At 34.4% G+C, this 22,121-nt stretch carries 15 protein-coding genes and 9 pseudogenes; 18 read left to right on the forward strand and 6 right to left on the reverse strand.

Features of this window, described 5'->3' with window-relative positions:
- Positions 1 to 142 precede the first annotated feature (142 nt).
- The 3 genes from ACQH21_RS03985 to ACQH21_RS03995 are packed head-to-tail and all read left to right on the forward strand — an operon-like array spanning position 143 to position 1,896.
- Positions 143 to 490, forward strand: coding sequence for a ferredoxin family 2Fe-2S iron-sulfur cluster binding protein (locus ACQH21_RS03985; protein WP_006013713.1), 348 nt, complete (start codon positions 143 to 145; stop codon positions 488 to 490).
- Positions 491 to 497: 7 nt separating this feature from the next.
- Positions 498 to 1,511 (forward strand): hypothetical protein, encoded by a 1,014-nt coding sequence (locus tag ACQH21_RS03990; protein WP_064085306.1) that lies wholly within the window; start codon positions 498 to 500, stop codon positions 1,509 to 1,511.
- Positions 1,495 to 1,896 carry a cytochrome c-type biogenesis protein gene (locus ACQH21_RS03995; protein ID WP_010401557.1) on the forward strand — a complete coding sequence of 134 codons (402 nt, stop codon included), beginning with the start codon at positions 1,495 to 1,497 and terminating at the stop codon, positions 1,894 to 1,896. The genes ACQH21_RS03990 and ACQH21_RS03995 overlap by 17 nt, the downstream gene beginning before the upstream one ends.
- 61 nt (positions 1,897 to 1,957) lie before the next feature.
- On the opposite strand, the pseudogene ACQH21_RS04000 reads toward ACQH21_RS03995, so the two are convergent.
- Positions 1,958 to 2,536, reverse strand: a pseudogene (locus ACQH21_RS04000) (IS982 family transposase); the annotation flags it as partial.
- A gap of 86 nt (positions 2,537 to 2,622) precedes the next feature.
- Here ACQH21_RS04000 and ACQH21_RS04005 point away from each other — a divergent pair.
- The 3 genes and pseudogenes from ACQH21_RS04005 to ACQH21_RS04015 form a co-directional block, all read left to right on the forward strand.
- A pseudogene (locus ACQH21_RS04005) lies at positions 2,623 to 2,919 on the forward strand (IS982 family transposase); the annotation flags it as partial.
- Between the two features lie 86 nt (positions 2,920 to 3,005).
- Positions 3,006 to 3,302: pseudogene (locus ACQH21_RS04010) on the forward strand (IS982 family transposase); the annotation flags it as partial.
- 86 nt (positions 3,303 to 3,388) lie between these two features.
- Positions 3,389 to 4,261 carry an IS982 family transposase gene (locus ACQH21_RS04015; RefSeq protein WP_425383942.1) on the forward strand — a complete coding sequence of 291 codons (873 nt, stop codon included), beginning with the start codon at positions 3,389 to 3,391 and terminating at the stop codon, positions 4,259 to 4,261.
- Between the two features lie 13 nt (positions 4,262 to 4,274).
- Here the strand turns inward: ACQH21_RS04015 and ACQH21_RS04020 are convergent.
- Positions 4,275 to 4,574 (reverse strand): annotated as a pseudogene (locus ACQH21_RS04020) (IS982 family transposase); the annotation flags it as partial.
- Positions 4,575 to 4,677: 103 nt separating this feature from the next.
- A pseudogene (locus tag ACQH21_RS04025) lies at positions 4,678 to 5,172 on the reverse strand (PD-(D/E)XK nuclease family protein); the annotation flags it as partial.
- A 74-nt stretch (positions 5,173 to 5,246) separates the two neighbouring features.
- Here ACQH21_RS04025 and ACQH21_RS04030 point away from each other — a divergent pair.
- Positions 5,247 to 6,400 (forward strand): annotated as a pseudogene (locus tag ACQH21_RS04030) (IS3 family transposase).
- A 22-nt stretch (positions 6,401 to 6,422) separates the two neighbouring features.
- On the opposite strand, the gene ACQH21_RS04035 reads toward ACQH21_RS04030, so the two are convergent.
- Entirely contained in the window at positions 6,423 to 9,227 is a 2,805-nt protein-coding gene (locus ACQH21_RS04035; protein WP_425384535.1) for a UvrD-helicase domain-containing protein, read from the reverse strand.
- Positions 9,228 to 9,301: 74 nt separating this feature from the next.
- Here ACQH21_RS04035 and ACQH21_RS04040 point away from each other — a divergent pair, with 74 nt between their 5' ends.
- The 5 genes from ACQH21_RS04040 to holA all read left to right on the forward strand — a co-directional run bounded on the left by ACQH21_RS04040 (position 9,302) and on the right by holA (position 12,656).
- Entirely contained in the window at positions 9,302 to 10,168 is an 867-nt protein-coding gene (locus ACQH21_RS04040) for a 4-(cytidine 5'-diphospho)-2-C-methyl-D-erythritol kinase (protein ID WP_425384536.1), read from the forward strand.
- A gap of 3 nt (positions 10,169 to 10,171) precedes the next feature.
- On the forward strand, positions 10,172 to 10,519 hold the full coding sequence (locus ACQH21_RS04045) for an Mth938-like domain-containing protein (protein ID WP_007302686.1): 348 nt from the start codon (positions 10,172 to 10,174) through the stop codon (positions 10,517 to 10,519).
- Entirely contained in the window at positions 10,513 to 11,322 is an 810-nt protein-coding gene (locus ACQH21_RS04050) for a metal ABC transporter permease (protein WP_007302687.1), read from the forward strand. Before ACQH21_RS04045 ends, ACQH21_RS04050 begins: the two co-directional genes overlap by 7 nt.
- A gap of 114 nt (positions 11,323 to 11,436) precedes the next feature.
- Entirely contained in the window at positions 11,437 to 11,619 is a 183-nt protein-coding gene (locus ACQH21_RS04055) for a hypothetical protein (protein ID WP_264374746.1), read from the forward strand.
- A gap of 5 nt (positions 11,620 to 11,624) precedes the next feature.
- Positions 11,625 to 12,656, forward strand: coding sequence for a DNA polymerase III subunit delta (gene holA, locus ACQH21_RS04060; protein ID WP_265030454.1), 1,032 nt, complete (start codon positions 11,625 to 11,627; stop codon positions 12,654 to 12,656).
- Here the strand turns inward: holA and gltX are convergent.
- Entirely contained in the window at positions 12,617 to 13,966 is a 1,350-nt protein-coding gene (gene gltX / locus ACQH21_RS04065; protein ID WP_425384537.1) for a glutamate--tRNA ligase, read from the reverse strand. The genes holA and gltX overlap by 40 nt on opposite strands.
- Before the next feature lie 222 nt (positions 13,967 to 14,188).
- Here gltX and typA point away from each other — a divergent pair, with 222 nt between their 5' ends.
- The gene (typA, locus tag ACQH21_RS04070) at positions 14,189 to 16,018 is read left to right on the forward strand and encodes a translational GTPase TypA (protein WP_007302691.1); all 1,830 of its coding nucleotides are present in this window, start codon (positions 14,189 to 14,191) and stop codon (positions 16,016 to 16,018) included.
- Positions 16,019 to 16,254: 236 nt separating this feature from the next.
- Positions 16,255 to 17,185 (forward strand): annotated as a pseudogene (locus ACQH21_RS04075) (IS256 family transposase); the annotation flags it as partial.
- Between the two features lie 39 nt (positions 17,186 to 17,224).
- Here ACQH21_RS04075 and ACQH21_RS04080 read toward each other — a convergent pair.
- Positions 17,225 to 18,455 (reverse strand): annotated as a pseudogene (locus ACQH21_RS04080) (IS256 family transposase).
- Positions 18,456 to 18,528: 73 nt separating this feature from the next.
- Here ACQH21_RS04080 and ACQH21_RS04085 point away from each other — a divergent pair.
- From ACQH21_RS04085 to ACQH21_RS04100, 4 genes and pseudogenes are all read left to right on the forward strand, one after another.
- A pseudogene (locus tag ACQH21_RS04085) lies at positions 18,529 to 18,921 on the forward strand (DDE-type integrase/transposase/recombinase); the annotation flags it as partial.
- Between the two features lie 156 nt (positions 18,922 to 19,077).
- The gene (locus tag ACQH21_RS04090; RefSeq protein ID WP_064085884.1) at positions 19,078 to 19,311 is read left to right on the forward strand and encodes a TomO hydrophobic C-terminal domain-containing protein; all 234 of its coding nucleotides are present in this window, start codon (positions 19,078 to 19,080) and stop codon (positions 19,309 to 19,311) included.
- A 104-nt stretch (positions 19,312 to 19,415) separates the two neighbouring features.
- Positions 19,416 to 20,735 carry a dihydroorotase gene (locus ACQH21_RS04095; RefSeq protein WP_264686463.1) on the forward strand — a complete coding sequence of 440 codons (1,320 nt, stop codon included), beginning with the start codon at positions 19,416 to 19,418 and terminating at the stop codon, positions 20,733 to 20,735.
- Between the two features lie 84 nt (positions 20,736 to 20,819).
- On the forward strand, positions 20,820 to 21,998 hold the full coding sequence (locus ACQH21_RS04100; RefSeq protein WP_029237687.1) for a ribonuclease D: 1,179 nt from the start codon (positions 20,820 to 20,822) through the stop codon (positions 21,996 to 21,998).
- Positions 21,999 to 22,121: the final 123 nt, after the last annotated feature.

Consider the following 22,121-nt stretch of genomic DNA (forward strand, 5'->3'; position numbering starts at 1 on the left):
CTCTGTGAGATGCTGGTGGTATCTATCTTACTTTCTTGATAGGAATATAGATGACAAGAGATAGGCAATGGAATTACAAAGAGTTTGCAAATATTAGTTATTATTTGTAGAATATAGAGAAATTAGTAGAGATTTTAATAGTATGCCATCCGTTACTTTTATTTTACCTGATGGAAGTAAGAAAAGTTATGAAGCTGCAGAGGGAGAAACTCTTCTTAATTTAGCCCATAGAAGTGATCCAGATCTGCTTGAAGGTGCATGTGAAGGTTCTCTTGCTTGCTCTACATGCCATGTGATTGTTGATCCAAAATTTTATGATGTTGTAGAAACACATAATCCTATATCTGATGAGGAAAATGACATGCTGGATCTAGCTTTCGGTTTAACAGAGACATCGAGGCTTGGATGCCAAATAAAAATCACAAAAGATATTGACGGTTTGTGCGTAACCGTGCCCAGAGGTACAAGAAATATATCATTAGATAAATAAGAGGATAATGCGTAAAATTTTTATCTATATTCTCATCTCCTTACCTTTGTTTATTCCTCTAGCGTATAGTGGTTTTTGGTATTTTTCTGCATTTAAGGTAAAAAGTCTTTTAACTGATTACATTAATGACGAAAAAGTTGATATTTCACATGATTTTAAGGGATTTCCTTTTAACCTAGTTTTTCGTGTAACGAATCCAAAATTTTCTAATGAGCAATTAACTGTTTCATCTGAAGCTTTAGTGATAAAAAACAGATTATTTGATAAGTCAGTATATATCTATATACCAAGCAATAAAGTAAACATTGCTGTCCGTAGTGATGAGAAAAAGAATATAAAGTGTCACACACACGTGAGTAGCCACTTTGTTGTTAAACTAAATGATTTACTATCTTCATTAAAATTCAACAGAAATAGCACTGTAATAGACTATATAGATACATTTCGTTACGAAGATTATGGATTAAAATGTGATGTTTTAGAAAATCAGCAAAGTGTTATAACTGAAGTGAATGATAAAAGTAATTACATTCAATTTCACTTTGATAAAGAACTGAATGAAAATACTAAACTAGAATTTGATTTTTATACTTACCGTTATAAACATACTGCAAGTCCTGAAAATTACCTTAGTGTCGACGCTAAATTAGATTATGAATTTGTAAACCATATTTCAGCTTCTAAGATTAATTTCAACATAGAAAAATTTTTGATTGAGAGTAATAACTTTTCTATTGCTGCGAATGGTGGAGTAAGTAATTACAATTTAGTTACATCTTCATTTGAAGATAAAATCAATGTAGCCATATCAAATTATAAAGAATTAATTTCGTTTATGACTAATGATTCAAAGACTGCAGATAAATTGGAAAAATCAATATCTTCCTTATCAGAAAAAATCACTGATAACGACATTCAATTTTCAATAAAGTACGACAATAATGTAGGTTCAGGCTTTATTGGAAAATTATCCACTACTGATTTTATCACTCAATTCACCAAGAATGAGAATAGTAATTAGCTTACTTTTTACATTGATATTCCATTTAAGCATAAATGCTTTTACTTTGGATGATAAACTAAGAGACGAAAGCATGGAAGAGCGAGCAAGTAGCTTATTTGCAGTAATAAAGTGTCCTGTATGCTCTGGTGAATTATTATCCGAATCTGAGTCTCAAGTTGCATATGGTATGCGTAAGACAATTCGCAAGAAGATCAGTGATGGATATACTAACGAGCAAATAGTTTCAGAGTTAAAAAATTCTTATGGAGATTCAATTATCATTGTACCACCTGTAAAATCTAGTACCTACATTTTATGGTTTATTCCTTTTATAATTCTTCTTATTGGATGTTTTCTAATACGAAAATCAGTTCAGAAAATAGATAAAGTAGTAAAAAGATAACTATAGAGTAAAAGTGAGTTTACAACAAATGCAAGTAGATACTATAAACCTCAGTTGCGGATTAGCCAACGAAGTAAAGCTTAGAAATGCAGGGCTTTTTCGGCTGCATGGAATATGAAACAAGCGTAGAAAAAATGTGTACCAAAAAATTTATCGGTGATCTATGTCTTGTATGCTCAATCTCAAAGTTGTTTTTCAGAGAGCCAAAAACTGTCTCAATAATCGATCTTTTTCTTAACAAAATCTTCTCATTTAGCGCCATTAATGAGTTTTTCATACCCTTTTTTATACTGGTTACAAGCTTTAACCCTCTATCGAATAATTCGTGAAAAAGATCTTTTTTGATATATCCTTTATCTCCAAACAATAATCCAGTCAATTTCTGAGTTAAATTTGGCACAGGTTTTCTATCATCAATGTTGCCTTTTGTCACCGTAACCCCTTGAATTTCGCCAGCTTCGTTGATTACTAGATGTAGTTTAAAACCGAAAAACCACCCATAGGTAGTCTTTCCAATCTTTGCCAACCCTTTGAAAACTTTATTTCTCGAGGTCCTTTTTGGATGGCAAACAGCGATAGATGTTGCATCTATGTACGAAATCCCTGTCACTTTTGACTGTTCGCAAAACCATTGCATTAAACCCCAGTTGCGGATTAGAAATCAGTGAAAAAGCCAGGAAAATAGGGTAACCTCGGAAAATTATTTACAAAATAGAGAGGTTACCAATGAATGAAAATATAACAGAATTATTTTGCCTGATCGACGATTTTTGCAATTCAGTTGACAAGAATTTTGCAGAAAAACTTCTACCAAGTAGCAAAAAACCAACCAGGACGCCAGAGATTACGCATTCAGAGATTCTTACCATAATATTGCTATATCACCAATCCAAGTGCGACAATTTTAAAATTTTCTATGTGCATTATTTGAAATTATTATACGAATCAGCGTTTCCAAAATTGCCATCCTATAGTAGGTTTATTAGGCTAAAATCTAGGGTTTTATGGTATTTAGTGCTCTTAACCCCAGTTGCGGATTAGAAATCAGTGAAAAAGCCAGGAAAATAGGGTAACCTCGGAAAATTATTTACAAAATAGAGAGGTTACCAATGAATGAAAATATAACAGAATTATTTTGCCTGATCGACGATTTTTGCAATTCAGTTGACAAGAATTTTGCAGAAAAACTTCTACCAAGTAGCAAAAAACCAACCAGGACGCCAGAGATTACGCATTCAGAGATTCTTACCATAATATTGCTATATCACCAATCCAAGTGCGACAATTTTAAAATTTTCTATGTGCATTATTTGAAATTATTATACGAATCAGCGTTTCCAAAATTGCCATCCTATAGTAGGTTTATTAGGCTAAAATCTAGGGTTTTATGGTATTTAGTGCTCTTAACCCCAGTTGCGGATTAGAAATCAGTGAAAAAGCCAGGAAAATAGGGTAACCTCGGAAAATTATTTACAAAATAGAGAGGTTACCAATGAATGAAAATATAACAGAATTATTTTGCCTGATCGACGATTTTTGCAATTCAGTTGACAAGAATTTTGCAGAAAAACTTCTACCAAGTAGCAAAAAACCAACCAGGACGCCAGAGATTACGCATTCAGAGATTCTTACCATAATATTGCTATATCACCAATCCAAGTGCGACAATTTTAAAATTTTCTATGTGCATTATTTGAAATTATTATACGAATCAGCGTTTCCAAAATTGCCATCCTATAGTAGGTTTATTAGGCTAAAATCTAGGGTTTTATGGTATTTAGTGCTCTTAATGCAATGGTTTTGCGAACAGTCAAAAGTGACAGGGATTTCGTACATAGATGCAACATCTATCGCTGTTTGCCATCCAAAAAGGACCTCGAGAAATAAAGTTTTCAAAGGGTTGGCAAAGATTGGAAAGACTACCTATGGGTGGTTTTTCGGTTTTAAACTACATCTAGTAATCAACGAAGCTGGCGAAATTCAAGGGGTTACGGTGACAAAAGGCAACATTGATGATAGAAAACCTGTGCCAAATTTAACTCAGAAATTGACTGGATTATTGTTTGGAGATAAAGGATATATCAAAAAAGATCTTTTTCACGAATTATTCGATAGAGGGTTAAAGCTTGTAACCAGTATAAAAAAGGGTATGAAAAACTCATTAATGGCGCTAAATGAGAAGATTTTGTTAAGAAAAAGATCGATTATTGAGACAGTTTTTGGCTCTCTGAAAAACAACTTTGAGATTGAGCATACAAGACATAGATCACCGATAAATTTTTTGGTACACATTTTTTCTACGCTTGTTTCATATTCCATGCAGCCGAAAAAGCCCTGCATTTCTAAGCTTTACTTCGTTGGCTAATCCGCAACTGAGGTATTAAGAGCACTAAATACCATAAAACCCTAGATTTTAGCCTAATAAACCTACTATAGGATGGCAATTTTGGAAACGCTGATTCGTATAATAATTTCAAATAATGCACATAGAAAATTTTAAAATTGTCGCACTTGGATTGGTGATATAGCAATATTATGGTAAGAATCTCTGAATGCGTAATCTCTGGCGTCCTGGTTGGTTTTTTGCTACTTGGTAGAAGTTTTTCTGCAAAATTCTTGTCAACTGAATTGCAAAAATCGTCGATCAGGCAAAATAATTCTGTTATATTTTCATTCATTGGTAACCTCTCTATTTTGTAAATAATTTTCCGAGGTTACCCTATTTTCCTGGCTTTTTCACTGATTTCTAATCCGCAACTGGGGTTATAAGAACATTTGAGTTTAGATCAAAGATTGTAAGGTTAAATCTTCCATCCAAATAACCACGCACTCTACCTGCTTATCTGGGTAGACTTCTTGCACTAAGGTTTTATAGATCAACATTTGCTTTTTTATTTCATTTGATGAGGAAATAGAAACGTTATGGTGTGATTTATAGTCAATTATGATTGCTTTGTCTTCTGTTATACACAGTCTGTCTAGCCGCACTAATACTGGTTTTCCGTCAATTGTTCCACTAAGTGGAATTTCTGATTTGCCCTCCAAGTCGAACAGGTAATCATATTTTTCATTAAAGGTTAATATTTTGCTGTAAATTTCATCCTTATCTTCACTAGTGTTTATGCTATCAAGATATTTCCTAACCCAATTTTTTCTCCTGTCTTTCTCTATCTTGGGCATATATTGCAATATACTGTGAATTATTAAGCCTCTTGCATAGCTGTCTGTCGTCCCAATGCTCCTTTTTGTCATTCCAGCATTCTCATCTGTCTGACCTTACCCAGAAAAAGTAGACAGAAAGTTAAGACGTTTTTGAAGTAAAATAAAACGTTTTTTCAAAGAGGTGTGGTATGACAAAAAGAAAAGAATATACAGCAGAATTCAAAATTGAAGCTATAAGACTAGTAAAAGAAACAGGTCAATCATCAGCAAAAATAGCAAGAGATTTGGGTATTAGCGGTGATTCATTAAGCAGATGGGTAAAAACATACAATGATAGAATGTCTGGAGTAGATGCGTTTCCAGGAAAAGGGAAAGTAGCTCATTGTGACAAAGAAAAGTTTGATTTAAAGAAAGAGCTGGCAAGAGTAACGAGGGAAAGAGACATTTTAAAAAAAGCCCTGGGATATTTTGCAAACCAAAAAGAGTAAAATATTCTTTTATAAAAGAACATGAAAACTGCTATAAAATACGGGAATTATGCAGATTTTTGAACGTATCTGCTTGTGGTTATTATAAATGGATTACTAAGGAAAAAAACAACAAAAAATCAATAAGAGAAGAGCTCATACAAGATATTCAGAAGGTATATCGAGCATCACAATGCAGATACGGAGCTCCTAAAATTCACGCTGAATTAAAGGCTTTAGGTAAAAATTATAACATCAAAACAGTGCAAAATGTTATGCAGAAAAATGGCATTCAAGCTAAGCTTAGACGAAAGTTTAAAAGTAAAAAACCACAAATAGACAATAGAGTTATAACTCCTAACATATTAAATCAGAATTTCATCGCTGATCAACCTAACAAGATATGGGTAACTGATATTACGTACATAAAAACTAATGAAGGATGGTTATATTTGGCAGCAATAATAGATTTATATTCACGCATGGTGATTGGCTGGTCAATGAGTAATGCAGTAAATAGGCAATTAGTTATAGATGCGTTATTCATGGCTATTGGTAGGCGCAAATCTGCTAAAAATCTACTATTTCATAGCGATCAAGGATCGCAATACACCTCTAAAAATTATCAATTTTTACTAAGTACAAAAAATATTACTTCTAGTATGAGTCACAAAGGTTGTTGTTATGATAATGCTGTTTCAGAGAGCTTTTTTAGTTCACTTAAGAGAGAGTTACTCATTGATACTTCACAACACTCTGCACAACAAGCTAAAACCGCAATATTTGAATATATAGAAATTTTTTATAATAAACAGCGTAGACATTCTACTATTAACTATTGCATTCCTGAGCTTTTTGATTCATCATTCTCATAGCAAAAACGTCTTAACTTTCTGTCTACTTTTTCTGGGTAAGGTCAGTCATCCCAGTGCTTGACACTGGCTTTTTTTCTCCAGGTTCCAGCGTTACGTGCTGCAATGACATTGATAGGTTTGATGGAGGTGAAATCACTGGAACATCAAAATAATCACGTTTTTTATAAATAGAAGGGTAGTTTGCATTCATGCATAGCACTTCAACTTTTTCTTTAAATATCGGCTGTAAGTATAGTTTTTTCCTCTCATATAATGCTCCATATTGAATAACTAGATCATACCAAGAGCCCTTTTGCACTGGCTCTTTGCCTAAAATGTATAACTCATCTTCAGCACGCGTAAGTGCCACGTACAGCAAACGCAAATATTCGTTATAATCCTCTAGTTTTTTCTCTCTTTTTACTTGATTACAATAAGCATTACTATTTTTGCCACACCAAAATGGTGCTTCCGTTGCATCAAACAAAATATTTTCGCTGTTTCTTGGTACTGTATTTGTGTCAACTAAAAACACTATTGGAGCTTGTAGACCTTTTGATTTATGAATTGTCATTATTCGTACAGCATTGAGTTCTGATTGCATATCGTTTTTAATCTCAGGATTATTTTCTTTGATCCACTGAACAAATGCTTGAAGAGATGGGTGCTCAAATTGCAATACGAGGTTCATAAATTCGTCTAGAATCTCGAAGCACTCAAGACCTAGCCTTGCAGCAAATTTCTTCTTGCCTGTGCGCAATATATGCGTGAATAGTGTAAGGGGGGATTCTGTCTGAGATAAATTAATTAGATAGTTTAATTCATTAGAGATAATCTCCTGATAATCTTGAAGTTTTTCCCACAACGACTGTTCTTTACGATCGTATGCAATATTGAATAAATCATCCTCAGTGAAGTTAAATAGCGGTGATTTTAAAACATTTGCAAGAGCAAGATCATTTGCCTGGAGGAGCAAAAATTCAGCTAAAGCTATTAAGTCCTGCACAGCTATGTAATCCATAATTCTAAAATAATCTCGGCCTATAACTGGTACATTTACTTTTTTTAGTTCACTTATTATGTAATCAACTAACACATTTCGCTGCCGTACCAAAATCATAATATCCCTTGGTTCTATATGACGATCTTTGGCGACTAAAATCCGCCCTTCGTTTAACCAATTGTGAATTCTTTGGGCTATTGCCTGAGCAAGTAATCGATCTGTTACTACATAATCTTTCCTCTGTATTAAATGAATTTGTAAGGCTTGCTGCTCTTCCTCTTTATACCTTGGCAGTAACGGCCAGATTTCAATGTACCCTTGATCGTTTTCTCTATATGGAATATGTTTTATCTTGTTATCATTGAAAGATATTTCTTCACGAAAATTGTTAAATATTCTGTCTACAAGCATCAAAACTTCTGGAGTTGAGCGAAATGACTTTTCAAGTTGACATGATACCCAATCTCTGCCACCGGTTTTCGTGTGAAAATATTGCTGCATGTAATTAAATAGATGGGGATTTGCTCCTTGAAATCTGTAAATTGATTGTTTTACATCTCCAACAACGAATAAAGTTCTCTTTTCGTCACCACCGGTAAAAAATTCATTGCAGAGATTTGTTATAATTTTCCATTGACTGATACTATTGTCTTGTGCCTCGTCAACAAGAATGTGGTCTATTTTTTGATCTAGATTAAACAATATCCAATCTTTATAGCCTGGATTGCTAAGGAGATTTGTTGCTAAATTGATGATATCATCATAATCAAGCAGTGCATTCTTTGATTTTTCACTATTATATAGATCAACATATACTTTAAATATACTAAGTAAACTACTGGTTCTTCCGAATATTTGATAAGAATTTATATCCTTTACATGGGTAAACAATGCATTTTGAATGCTTTCTATCATTTGCTCTACGTCTTCAAATTTTTCCAAAGCACCCTTTGTTATAATGGATGATATGCTCTTTTTTTCGTACGATTCTGATTTGAGAAATACTTTAGCTAAGTTCTCTATCTTGTTGTCATCCCAGTGCTTGACACTGGGATCCATATTTCTTTTTTTCTGGATCCCAGTGTCAAGCACTGGGATGACAACATTTGGTACGGACGATTTTGTGCTATTACACCAATCATAAAGTATCGCACTGTAACTCTGATCTCTTTTGCTGCCCTCACTTAATATTTTAGCTAATCTTTTTATCTGCTCAATCGTTTCACTCTGTAAATCGTGAATCTTATCTGGGGCACTTAGTTTATCTTTGATATACCCTAAATTATTTTCTAGAGCTGATCTCTTTATACATAAGGTATAGAGTAAATCACTCAGCTTGTTTTCATCAATTTCAGCTGCAATGATATTTATATCGTCCTGCACAGTTTCATTATGAAGCGTTTTTTCAAATACGATGGAATGCAATTCTTTACATTCGCTCAACGTACAATTTGGAGCGATACCAGCTTCTGTAGGAAAGCTGGAGATTAATTTGTAACAAAAGGCGTGTATAGTTTGAATATTAAGACCAAGATTTTCCAGTTTAGAAAAAAGCCTTCTTGCTCTTGTTAAATAATCTTTATTTTCTCTGGTCATACACTGGGCTAATTGTTCTAAATCTGTGACCAATATACCCTCTGGACATATTGCCCACTTACTAAGTGTACTGTAAATGCGATCCTCCATTTCATTTGCTGCAGCATTGGTAAATGTTAAGCAGAGAATATTTCTCTTATTCTCTAATAGAAGTCTTAATACTCTGTCTATTAAGATCTTTGTTTTACCTGTACCAGCTGATGCACTTACCCATACAGAGAAGTTAGGATTTATGGCATTTGATCTCATTAGGAGTGTATAAAGTTTGACTGAAGTGGCATTTCAAGTATAGTAAATAAGATAGTGTTAGTGAAGATATACAGATGGAAAGTTTTTGTGTAAAGGCTCCTGCAAAGATCAATCTTTTTTTACATATTATAAATAGAGAAGAAAGAGGGTATCATTTAATTGAAAGTTTGGTTGTCTTTGCTAAACTTTCTAATTTTTTAGAGATAAAAGTAGGAGAAAAAAACTTTAGATATGATAACTCTACAGTTCAATTTGTAAACTCTGAGTTTAAAATAAATTATCGATATAATACTATAACGAAAGCATTGAGTCTACTGCTTAGGCATGCTCCTGTACGCACTAAAGTCACTGTGAAGGTTATAAAAAATGTACCAATTGCTGCAGGATTTGGTAGTGGTTCCTCAGATGCTGGAGCTGTGATACGCACGCTAGGAGAGCTGTGGGATATTGATAGGCAAATTTTAAGTGATATAGCTTTAAGCGTTGGTGCTGATGTGCCTGCAAGTGTAGATAGTAAGCCAGTTTTTGTTAGAGGTGTTGGTGAGGAATTATGTCCCATTAAACAATGCTCTTTACCCATAAGTCTGGTACTTGTGAAACCAAAAAAAAAGTTTTTGAATACATCAGAAGTATTTTCCAAGTATAAAGAGGATTTCTCTGATCCAATTAAGTGGAGTGATAACACTGAGGAGAATTTGTTAGAGCTTCTTAAAGAGACAAAAAATGACCTTCAAGAAGCAGCAATAGGTTTTGTACCTGAAATTCAGAATGTAATATCAACACTAGAGTCACAAGAAGGCTCTATACTTTCTCGTATGTCAGGTAGTGGTGTAGCGTGTTTTGGAATGTTTGATAGTGAAGAAAGTGCAAAAGCTGCAGCGGCAAATATCAAAAAGGAATATCCAGAATGGTGGGTGTGCGACACGGAATTAATAGTTTGATTTATGCCCTTAATTTCCAAGAAGAAAAATCTTATAGATGGTTACAGGGAAGAAAGATTTTGGGTAAATAATCAAGAATATCATGGCTCAATTATAATTTTTCCTGAAAAGGTGATTGAATTGAAAGAAAGTGATATAAATAACAAGGAGTATTTTAAATCTTTTTTAACAGAGGAAATAGAGATTTTGATAATAGGTACTGGTAAGATACGCGATTGTTCAATGAAGTCTTATCTTATGGAGCAAAAGAATTTAAATTTTGAATTTATGACGACGGGTTCTGCATGCAGAACCCATAACGTTTTAATATCTGAAGATAGATTTGTTGTCAGTTATCTGATAGCATGTTAGAGATATTTACACAGAGTTTTTTTATAAACAGTCTAATTGCGGTAATTATGATTAGCCTAGTCACAGGAGCTCTAGGGTCATTTATGATATGGCAAAGGTTATCGTATTTGGGTGATAGTTTGTCCCATTCTTCATTGCTTGGTATTGCACTTGCTTTGATCTTTAATATCAGCCCATCGGTAAGTATAATGCTCATTGCAATTATGTTTGCTATACTACTTTCTCTTAATTTTAATAAATTATACTCTGCTGATACGATATTGAACATAGTTACCAATGTAGTTTTATCATCGAGTTTAATACTTATGTCTTTTCTTCCATCAGGTAATAATAGTATTATTAGCTCACTTTTTGGTGACATATTAATGATTGACCAAAGTAATATAATATCAATTTTTCTAACCTCCGTAATAGTTACTTTGATATTAATATTTAGATGGCGCTATTGGCTGATGATTTCGATTAATCAAGATTTGGCAACAGTTGAGAAAGTACATGTTAATTTTGTTAGGCTAGAATTTTTGATTATACTCGCTATCTTTATTGCAATTTCTGCTCAATTAATAGGAATATTACTCATTGCTGCATTTTTGTTAATACCTGCTGCATCAGCAAGACTCATTTCAAAAACTCCAATGCAAATGATTATTGTTGCAACAGTTTTTTCTGTGATTTCTGGAGTATCAGGTTTGATATTATCTGCAAGTTTTGACTTATTAACTGGACCTGCAATTATACTTATCGCAGCTGTGTATTTAATCATTGCTTATTTTATAAGATTGGTGTTAAGTAGATCGACTTAATTTTGGTCTCGGAAGTTCATAATTCATTAACAAATGAGTGTAACTATCTGAGCGTAAAGTAGTTTTTGCTACGTTGTTTTTATGTGCTAATTGTTAATTTGTGGAGTGAAAGATATGGCCGAAGGATTTTTTTCTAGATATATAGGACAGCCTATAAAAAATTTTTATAATTATGTTACGGGAAAGAAAGAAGTGTCTGATGATATGCAGAATACAGCAAATCAAGAAAGCTCAGAATTGTTGGAAACTGATGTGCAATCAAATGATGTACCACCAAATAGTGATCATATAATATAGATGGCATGAGAATCACGCCATCTAAAGTTAAAAAATTCCTTGAGAAACCCGATACTTTAAGTGGTGTATTAATTCATGGGAGTGACAATAGTAAGGTCGATATTTTTGTACAGAAAATAATTGCCAACTTGAATGAGTATTCAGTTCAGGTGATGGATTTTGCAGTAGTGAATAAGTCGCCTGGCTTGTTATTTTCCGAGTTGGCAAACATTTCGATGTTTACTAAAAAAAGGTTAGTTAAGCTGATAAATGTCAGTGGAAGTATATCTAAAGAGTTAAGAAACATATTGGATCATAATATAGGCGATCATTATATAGTAATGATCGCAAATGATCTTCCATATAGTTCTACAACTAAAAGTTATATGGAAAGCTCAAAAATTTTCGGTGTCATTACCTGCTATAAGGACAGCGGTAGTAATCTTTGTGATATTATATCAAGTTACTTGAAACAAAATGATATAGAGTGCACAAGTGAGATAATCTACCACTTGCAGTCTTATTTTAATCATAGCAAACTGCCTATATATTCAGAGCTTGAAAAATTAGTTTTATATCTAGGAAAAAGAAAAGATCTTAAACTTGCTGATATAGATCTATGCTTTTCAACCTCCGGCAATGATTATGTTACACTTGATAATCTGTGCTCTGCAATAGTGAGTAAAGACATGGGACAATTCATCAAAATTTCCGATGTATTGATATTACAAGAGAATTTTTCACCGATAGCATTAATCCGTATTATATCAAATTATTTTCTACGGCTAGAAAGCGTTTTGCTGTTAATACAAAATGGAATGAATGAACAAGCTGCAATTGACCAGCTGAGTCCTCCATTGTTCTTCAAACAATTGCAGAGTTTTAAATCTCATTTGAAAAGTTTGCAACTTTCAGAACTTAAGAAGATCTTAGAAAATTTGATGAGCTTGGAAGTGACCTGTAAAAGAACTGATCTGAATCATAAAATGATCTTTCAGCATGAGATTAACTATTGGTGTCATTCAAATACATTCGGTGCATTTAAACCTTTTGTATGATTTTCTTCTAACCTTGCAACAATGCTCTCTCTACCGATAAAAATTAATAATTTAGCGAGTTCTGGACCTGTTTCTGTTCCTGTTAAAGCGAGGCGCAACTGCATAAATAGATCTTTTGCCTTTATATCAACTGTCTGTCGAATATTTTTAACCCATTCTGATAACGTATTTTCATTACAATCACCTTGAGGTAATGTGCTTAGCGCTATTTTTATAAATTCTTTATTAATAACCACGGGCTCTATATTGGATTTACATACTTGCCACCATTTGGCCACCTCAGAAAACCTGTTTATGTTGTTTCTTATAAAATACCAAAACTCTGAACCAATTTGACTTAAACGATCTTGCACCATTTCAAATGGCATTTGTTGCAGCACTTTGCTATTTAGCTTATACATTTCACTCAAGCTGAATTGTAAAGATGCTGAGCTAAATTTTTTGATATCAAATGAGTCAAGTAAAGGCTGCATATCAACATGAGCTTCTATTGGATCAGATGTGCCAAGTTTTGCTAAATAGCTAGTTAGCGCCATTGGCTCAATCTCATCTTCTCTTATGGACTTAATATCCAACCCACCTTTCCGTTTCGATATTTTGCTATCATCAAAGTGTAGTAGGGGAAGGTGGGCAAAGATAGGAATTTTCGCTTTTAATGCTTGAATCATTTGAATCTGAACTGCGGTATTAGTTACATGATCTTCCCCGCGTACAACATGGGTTACATTAAAGTCAATGTCATCAATAACAGAAGGTAGCATGTACGTATAAATTCCATCTTCTCTTTTTACTACAGGATCGCTGATATGAATTGTTGCAATATTTATTTCGCCTTTAACTTCATCATTCCATTTTACAGTTTTATTTCTATCCAATTTAAATCTGAAATGTGGTTTTCGTCCTTCTTGCTCATAACGAATTTTCTCTTGCTCAGTTAGAAGCAACGCACCTTTATTGTAAATAGGGGGAAGACCTTGTTTTAATTGCAATTTTCGTTTAGTGTCTAATTCTTCTCTTGTTTCATAACATGCATAAATATGACCTTCTTTCATTAACTGTAAGAACACCTCGTTATAGCGCTCAAAACGCTCTGATTGCTTAAAACTTGAATTCCAATTTATGCCAATCCATTTTAGGTCTTCTATGATATTATCTACATATTTGATATCTGAACGCTCAAGATCAGTATCATCAAAACGTAGTAAAAATTTTCCATTTTGATTACGTGTGTACATCCAACAAATGAGTGCAGTGCGTATGTTTCCTACATGTAGGTAGCCAGTTGGGCTTGGAGCGAATCTTGTTAGCATTTAAATGATTACTTTAGTTTATTTTAATTTTATATAAATGTACTGCTAAAGCAAGATTCTTCTTTGTCTTGGTGTTAGTTGCTACAAAGTACAGCGAACATGAAACCTTTTTGTTAGAGTTCCATGATCTGCCTAAAATACTCTGAAAGCACGGCTTTAGTTATTTACTCTAAATATATTATACGTATACTTGTTATTAAATTAAATTTGAAATGATAAGAAATGAGTGAATTTAAATCAATCCGTAATATTGCAATAATTGCACACGTTGACCACGGAAAAACTACTTTACTTGATAACATGTTAAAACAAAGTGGCACGTTTCGTGAGAATCAAGAAGTTCAAGAACGAGTGATGGATAGTGGTGATCAAGAACGTGAACGTGGGATTACAATACTTGCAAAATGTACGTCAATAATGTGGGGTGATGAGAAAATCAATATCATTGATACACCAGGACATGCGGATTTTGGTGGAGAAGTGGAAAGGGTGCTCTGCATGGCAGATGGTGTATTACTACTGGTTGATGCTGCAGAAGGTCCAATGCCACAGACTAAGTTTGTGTTGTCAAAAGCACTAAAGGCAAATTTAAAACCGATTGTGATAATCAATAAGGTTGATCGACCAGATAGCAGAATTGATGAAGTACTAAATGAAATATATGAGTTATTTTTTAACCTTGATGCAACCAACGAGCAACTAGATTTTCCAGTACTCTATGCTTCAGGTAGAAATGGTTGGTGTGCTAAGGAGCTATCTGATGAGAGAAAAGATTTAAGCCCATTATTTTCAACGGTGATAGATTACATAAAACCTTCCGTTTATGATCAAAATGCACCTTTTGCTATGCTAGTTACTTTACTTGAATCTGATAAATTTCTTGGCAGAATATTGACAGGAAAGATCTACCAAGGAATCGCGCAAGTTAACTCAGATCTTAAGGTAATTGATCTTGATGGTCAAGTGGTTGAGCGAGGGAGATTAACTAAGTTACTCTCATTTTCTGGCTTAAAACGCGTTCCAGTAGAGCAAGCTGTAGCTGGTGATATCATTGCCATTGCAGGACTTGAGAAAGCTTCAGTTTCAGACACTATAGCAGCACCAGAAGTTACAACTGCGATCAGCTCAACTCCAGTTGACCCGCCAACAATGGCGATTACTATAAGCGTTAATGACTCACCTTTTGCTGGGCAAGAGGGAACAAAACTTACCTCAACTGTTATAAAAGATCGTTTATATGCAGAAGCAGAAACAAACGTTGCAATTACTGTAACTTTGGCTCCAAGTGGTGAAGCATTTGAAGTAGGTGGACGTGGTGAGTTGCAGCTTGGGGTACTGATTGAAAATATGAGAAGGGAAGGTTTTGAACTTTCAGTTTCACGGCCTCGAGTGCTGTTTAAAGAAGAAGATGGCAAAAAACTTGAACCTATAGAGGAAGTAGTAATTGATGTAGATGATGAGTATAGTGGAATCATCATGGAAAAACTTAGCTTTCGAAAAGGTGAAGTAACTGACATGAGACCTTCTGGTAGTGGCAGAACTAGGTTGACATTTTTAGTGCCATCAAGGGGATTAATTGGCTATCAAGGAGAATTTTTAACTGATTCTCGCGGCACTGGTATAATCAACCGTTTATTTCACAGTTATGCTCCACATAAAGGTTCAATTTCCGGAAGGCGTAATGGGGTTTTAATTTCAACAGACAAAGGCGAAGCAGTAGCGTATGCAATTTTCAATCTGCAAGATAGGGGAATTATGTTTGTTAAGCCACAAGATAAGGTATATTGTGGTATGATTGTCGGTCAGCATAGTCGTGACAATGATTTAGAAATAAATGTACTTAAAGGTAAGCAATTAACAAACGTAAGAGCTTCAGGTAGCGATGAAGCTATAAAGCTTACTCCACCAAAAATAATGACACTGGAGGATATGATAGCATATATAGACGATGATGAATTGGTAGAAGTAACTCCAAAATCTATACGTTTGCGTAAGAAGTTCCTCGATCCAAATGAACGTAAGCGTGCAGGAAGGGCGAAGAATAAAGAGTAATCAACGTTCCTGATAAAAAGCTGGATGAGCTACTCGGATAACACCATCATAAAGGGAACCAGTGTCAGTTACTTGAGCAGGTACTGGGATGAAAAGAGAAGGCTACAAAGGTGTCATGCAAGTAGCTCATCCAGCTTTTTTATAATCATCGAAAACATTGTATTGGGAATGTTCAAAAAAGTGTGTCAAACCGAGAAATAAAAATAAAATAGAAACAAAAAATAGAGGTTTGATATATGAGTTACAAAATAGAAAATGGAACGACTGGCCTGGTAGATTACAAAGAGCTGGAAGCAAATATACTGTCATCAATAAGGGAAGGTAAACCATTGATGGGGAGAGATGGAGCATTAACACCATTTGTAAAAAGGCTGCTGGAAGCAAGTCTAGAAGGTGAAATAGAGCATCATTTATCCAATGAAAGAGAAGAAAAGAATCGAAGAAACGGAAAGAATGGCAAAACTTTGAAGACGAGTATTTGAACTATTGACACCAAGAGATAGAGAGGGAAGTTTCGAACCACAGATAGTGAAAAAAAGGCAAACAAGCTTACATCCAGAACTTGAAACAAAGGTCTTGAACATGTTTGCAAGCGGTGTGGGATACAGGGATATAGCATCCTATGTGGAAGAAATCTATGACCATAAAATATCTGCAGCAGAGATATCTGGAATTACAGATAAATTACTGCCTATAATCAATGAATGGAGGAGTCGTCCCCTACAATCAGTATACCCGATAGTATTTATGGATGGGATGTTTTTTAAGGTCAAAGAGAATGGACATTGCATAAGTAAATGCATGTACAATATATTAGGAATAGACCAAAATGGCAGAAAAGAAGTACTGGGTTTTTACTTAGCAGAAAGTGAGGGAGCTAACTTCTGGCTAGGCGTATTAAATGACTTAAAAGAGAGAGGAGTAGAAGACATTTTGATAGCTTGTGTTGACGGTCTGAAAAGCTTCCCTACAGCTATAAATAGCGTATTTCCCAATGCTGAGGTACAGTTATGCATTGTGCACCAAATAAGAAATTCACTAAAATACGTATCCAGCAAAGATATAAAAGTTTTTATGAATGATTTGAAAAAAATATACCGTGCTACAAGTAGAGAAATCGCCGAAAATTATTTACTTGAACTGGAGGAAAAATGGGGTGAAAAATACCTTTAGGGAATGTTCAAAAAAGTGTGTCAAAGCGAATTTTTAGTTCAACTCAATTTTTAACCTATCAGGAAAAAAGATATCAAGTTGAGATATAGTTAGAGCCCAATTAGGCAAAGCCATAGCCCATTTTTGCTCTATCTTTTTTATAGCACAATATACCAATTTGTACAAGGCATTTGTACTGGTAAATGAACCTTTGGTTTTAGTAAATTTTCTGATTTGTCTGTGCAACCCCTCAATTGGATTGGTGGTATAAATTAGCCTTCTAACAGGGCCAGAATACTTAAAATAACTAGACAAATTTTCCCAATTGTTTTGCCACGATTTTATGACTAAAGGATATTTTTCACCCCATTTTTCCTCCAGTTCAAGTAAATAATTTTCGGCGATTTCTCTACTTGTAGCACGGTATATTTTTTTCAAATCATTCATAAAAACTTTTATATCTTTGCTGGATACGTATTTTAGTGAATTTCTTATTTGGTGCACAATGCATAACTGTACCTCAGCATTGGGAAATACGCTATTTATAGCTGTAGGGAAGCTTTTCAGACCGTCAACACAAGCTATCAAAATGTCTTCTACTCCTCTCTCTTTTAAGTCATTTAATACGCCTAGCCAGAAGTTAGCTCCCTCACTTTCTGCTAAGTAAAAACCCAGTACTTCTTTTCTGCCATTTTGGTCTATTCCTAATATATTGTACATGCATTTACTTATGCAATGTCCATTCTCTTTGACCTTAAAAAACATCCCATCCATAAATACTATCGGGTATACTGATTGTAGGGGACGACTCCTCCATTCATTGATTATAGGCAGTAATTTATCTGTAATTCCAGATATCTCTGCTGCAGATATTTTATGGTCATAGATTTCTTCCACATAGGATGCTATATCCCTGTATCCCACACCGCTTGCAAACATGTTCAAGACCTTTGTTTCAAGTTCTGGATGTAAGCTTGTTTGCCTTTTTTTCACTATCTGTGGTTCGAAACTTCCCTCTCTATCTCTTGGTGTCAATAGTTCAAATACTCGTCTTCAAAGTTTTGCCATTCTTTCCGTTTCTTCGATTCTTTTCTTCTCTTTCATTGGATAAATGATGCTCTATTTCACCTTCTAGACTTGCTTCCAGCAGCCTTTTTACAAATGGTGTTAATGCTCCATCTCTCCCCATCAATGGTTTACCTTCCCTTATTGATGACAGTATATTTGCTTCCAGCTCTTTGTAATCTACCAGGCCAGTCGTTCCATTTTCTATTTTGTAACTCATATATCAAACCTCTATTTTTTGTTTCTATTTTATTTTTATTTCTCGGTTTGACACACTTTTTTGAACATTCCCAATTAACGGTAAATGGGTTTATTTATATATTGTAGACTTCCTCTTGTGTGTTAGTAGAGACAAGTCTGCAGCACTTGCATTCTTTCGTAAAGCCTTCAGGAGTAACTATCTTCCTGAGAAAATTGTAATTGATAAAAGCGGCAGTAATACTGCTGCTCTTGATGATTTGAATGCAGAAATTTCTGAAGATTACAGTTCTTCAAATAAAATATCTAAATAATATTGTTGATAGATTTATCAAAAAACTAATAAAGCCAATGCTTGGGTTTAAAAGCTTCCATTCCGCAAAGATTACCATCACAGGCATAGAAAATATTCGTATGATTCAAAAAAGACAAATTATTAAAATAATGTTTCTACTTTTGAGAATTTTGCTATGTTAATGGCTTCATAACTCCTATAATCCCACCTTTAATGATCTTCTTTCCTATGGTTTATAGATGCGACAGAACCGGAAGGGCAGCTGAATGATACAAGGCAAGGTCTAACTGATGAAGTAACTCAACAGAAACAATCTGAAAGCAAGGATGAAGAGCTAAATGAAAAATTCTTGAAAGCAAAAATTTATAGTAAAAGGCAAGGTAATTATGCTTCTGTTTCTTTTGTATTATCTGGAGCATTTGCTGTTGGTACAAGTCTAACAATGGTTCATTTAGCAATGTGTGTTTCGCTTGCTGTAGCTGCATTAACTTTTCTTGCAGTAGGATGTTACTGTTCTTATAACGCAAATACCGCACTTAATAACGTTGAAATCGAAAATGGTAGTTATAGAATAGCTGCTTGAGTATTAATTTAAATATTCTTTATTGCTAGTTTTATATCATCACTTTAATTTGGTTGTATTTTACTAAAAAAACTTTAGATTTATTTTATAATCGATACTCAAATATGATTTGGAATTTATTGCAGACAGGGCAAAAGGAAGGCTATAAAATTGCGTATACCAATGCTCGTATTATTGACCCGGAAACTAAACTTGATATAAAAGGTTCATTATTGACTGAAGGGGGTAAAATTGTTGATTTTGGCGAATCATTATTTTCAACAAGTGGAGTTGATGAAATAATAGACTGTAAAGGGCTTGTTCTAATGCCAGGCCTTATTGACATTCACGTACATTTTCGTGAACCAGGTCAAGAGCATAAAGAAACTATACATACAGGCAGCAAATCTGCAGCTGCAGGGGGCGTTACAACTGTAGTTTGCCAGCCAAACACTGTTCCAGCGATTGATAGTGTTGTCTTCGCTAAGTATTTGAAATATAGAGCATTTGAAACTTCGCATGTGAATGTTCAATTTTACGCTAAAATCACCACTTCGGAAGAAAAATTAACTGAAATGGCACTCTTAAAGGAAGCAGGTGCAGTTGGGTTCACCGATGATGGTATGCCAGTTATGAATCCAATGATTATGAGACAGGCACTGCTTTATTCAAGTATGCTTGGTGTTCCTATTGCTCAACACGCAGAGGATTTGAATCTATCTGCTGGTGGCGTAATTAACGAGGGTAAGATTTCTGAAGAATTGGGAGTAAAGGGAATCTTGAGTGCATCGGAATCGGTTATGGTAACTCGTGATATACTGCTAATGAAGAACATAGAAAATGTACACTACCATATTTTACATGTCTCTTCAAAAGATTCACTTGATGCTATTAAACGTGCAAAAGATTTGGGATTAAATGTTACGTGTGAAGTAACTCCTCATCACTTTACTTTAACTGAAGATATAGTAAAACAACACGGAGCAATCGCAAAAATGAACCCGCCGCTTCGCACTGAAGAGGATCGTTTAGCTATGATTGAAGGTTTAAAGACAGGTGTGATTGATTGCATTGCAACCGATCATGCTCCGCATGATCTTAGTTCTAAAGATCTGCCACTTGAAAATGCTGCATTTGGTATTATTGGCCTTGAAACAATGCTGCCCCTTTCACTTGAACTATATCATAGTGGACAAATGGGTCTACTTGATGTGCTTGCAAAATTGACATATAAGCCTGCAGATATCATACATATGCCACGTGGCCGCATACAGAAAAACCTTGTAGCGGACTTAATTTTAGTTGATTTGGATCATGAATGGGAAATTAAAGTTGACAACTTTGCTAGTAAATCAAAGAATTCGCCTTTCGGTGGACGCAAAGTGAAAGGGCACGTAGTACGTACCGTTGTGTCTGGCAAAACTGTATATTTACAGAAGAGTTAGTTATTATACAATTGTGCTCTCAATTTCAATCAATTGTAAAGATTTAATATAAGTGGTAAAATATAGCCACTGAATAAAAAATATATGCTAATTAGTACGACATCGGAACTGGAAAATGCATGTAAAGAATTGATGGAAAAAGATCCAAAATTTATAGCAATTGACACGGAGTTCATTAGAAATAATTTAACCTACTACCCAAAATTATCGTTAATTCAAATTTCTTACGGAGAGAAGAGTTTTATTGTAGATGCATTAGTGCCAGAAATTGATTTATCATTCATTAAGAAAATGATGCTAAATCAGGGAATAATCAAAGTGTTTCATAGCTGCCGGCAGGATATAGAATCCTTACTCACTGTGTTTAAATGTGTTCCCACTCCTATTTTTGATACCCAAGTTGCTGCTATGTTTTGCCATTATTATCATGACTTTATTGGTTATTCAAAAGTAGTAGAGCAATATCAAGGAATAGCACTGGATAAAATTAAAGCTAAAAATTCAGACTGGTTAAGGCGTCCATTGTCTGAGGATCAACTAGACTATGCAATAAACGACGTGGTATATCTATATGATCTATACCAAATATTGTGCAATAAACTTGAAGAAAGTAATAGGATGAGTTGGTTTCAAGAAGAGATGGAATTATTGGTTGATATAAATAAGTATTTGCATAGTCCAAAAGATGCATGGAGGAGGATTAAATTTAACTATGAAGCAAATCCGAGGCTAATGTTAGTTGTTAAAGCAGTGAGTGAGTGGCAAGAGACTTTAGCACAACGCTATAACATCAATCGTAATAAAGTAATTAATAATGCTGTAATAATTGGTCTTATTGAAAAAAATGTGGAGCGTATTGACGAGGTTTTAGATGATCTTGAGAGGAACACAAAAAATATAAAAGAGGAAGATTTATTAGAATTTATGAATATTTTCAATGAGAATGAGAAGGAGTTTGTGCAGCAAAATTATACTCTGTCAGATAATTATGATAAATCTGTATTTGATATACTCTCGATTATTTTAGAGAGCAAATGTAAGGAAAATAACATATCAAGAAAGTTAGTTTCATCAAAAGATGAGTTAGCTGGTTCAATATCTGGGCAGATAGATAAACTATTCAAGGGGTGGAGATATGATTTTTTCGGTAAGTCAGTTGAATCATTTTTGAACGCAGGCTCAAGGTTTGAGATTTTAATGGTAAAATCTGCTGATAGTACAGCTAAAATTCGGAGTAATCTGGTGGAGAATAACTGTTGCTAAAGTAACTTAGATTTATCGACAATCGTCATCCCGCTACGTGTTAGTGGCTAAGAGATACCGCGGCGGTATGACGGTTAAGTAGGGTGTCATCCCAAGTGCCCAGACACTGGGATCCAGGAAAAT

Origin of the sequence: Wolbachia endosymbiont (group B) of Eupithecia inturbata (assembly GCF_964030915.1) — a bacterium.
In the GTDB taxonomy this organism is placed as follows: Bacteria; Pseudomonadota; Alphaproteobacteria; order Rickettsiales; family Anaplasmataceae; genus Wolbachia.

Bases quoted from the DNA above. Each gene is read 5' to 3' on its own strand.
- ACQH21_RS03995 (WP_010401557.1), top strand. From the start codon at position 1,495: ATGAGAATAGTAATTAGCTTACTTTTTACATTGATATTCCATTTAAGC.
- ACQH21_RS04095 (WP_264686463.1), top strand. From the start codon at position 19,416: ATGATTTGGAATTTATTGCAGACAGGGCAAAAGGAAGGCTATAAAATT.
- ACQH21_RS03985 (WP_006013713.1), top strand. From the start codon at position 143: ATGCCATCCGTTACTTTTATTTTACCTGATGGAAGTAAGAAAAGTTAT.
- ACQH21_RS04055 (WP_264374746.1), top strand. From the start codon at position 11,437: ATGGCCGAAGGATTTTTTTCTAGATATATAGGACAGCCTATAAAAAAT.
- ACQH21_RS03990 (WP_064085306.1), top strand. From the start codon at position 498: ATGCGTAAAATTTTTATCTATATTCTCATCTCCTTACCTTTGTTTATT.
- ACQH21_RS04100 (WP_029237687.1), top strand. From the start codon at position 20,820: ATGCTAATTAGTACGACATCGGAACTGGAAAATGCATGTAAAGAATTG.
- gltX (WP_425384537.1), bottom strand. From the start codon at position 13,966: ATGCTAACAAGATTCGCTCCAAGCCCAACTGGCTACCTACATGTAGGA.
- ACQH21_RS04035 (WP_425384535.1), bottom strand. From the start codon at position 9,227: ATGAGATCAAATGCCATAAATCCTAACTTCTCTGTATGGGTAAGTGCA.
- ACQH21_RS04015 (WP_425383942.1), top strand. From the start codon at position 3,389: ATGAATGAAAATATAACAGAATTATTTTGCCTGATCGACGATTTTTGC.
- ACQH21_RS04050 (WP_007302687.1), top strand. From the start codon at position 10,513: ATGTTAGAGATATTTACACAGAGTTTTTTTATAAACAGTCTAATTGCG.
- holA (WP_265030454.1), top strand. From the start codon at position 11,625: ATGAGAATCACGCCATCTAAAGTTAAAAAATTCCTTGAGAAACCCGAT.
- ACQH21_RS04040 (WP_425384536.1), top strand. From the start codon at position 9,302: ATGGAAAGTTTTTGTGTAAAGGCTCCTGCAAAGATCAATCTTTTTTTA.
- typA (WP_007302691.1), top strand. From the start codon at position 14,189: ATGAGTGAATTTAAATCAATCCGTAATATTGCAATAATTGCACACGTT.
- ACQH21_RS04045 (WP_007302686.1), top strand. From the start codon at position 10,172: ATGCCCTTAATTTCCAAGAAGAAAAATCTTATAGATGGTTACAGGGAA.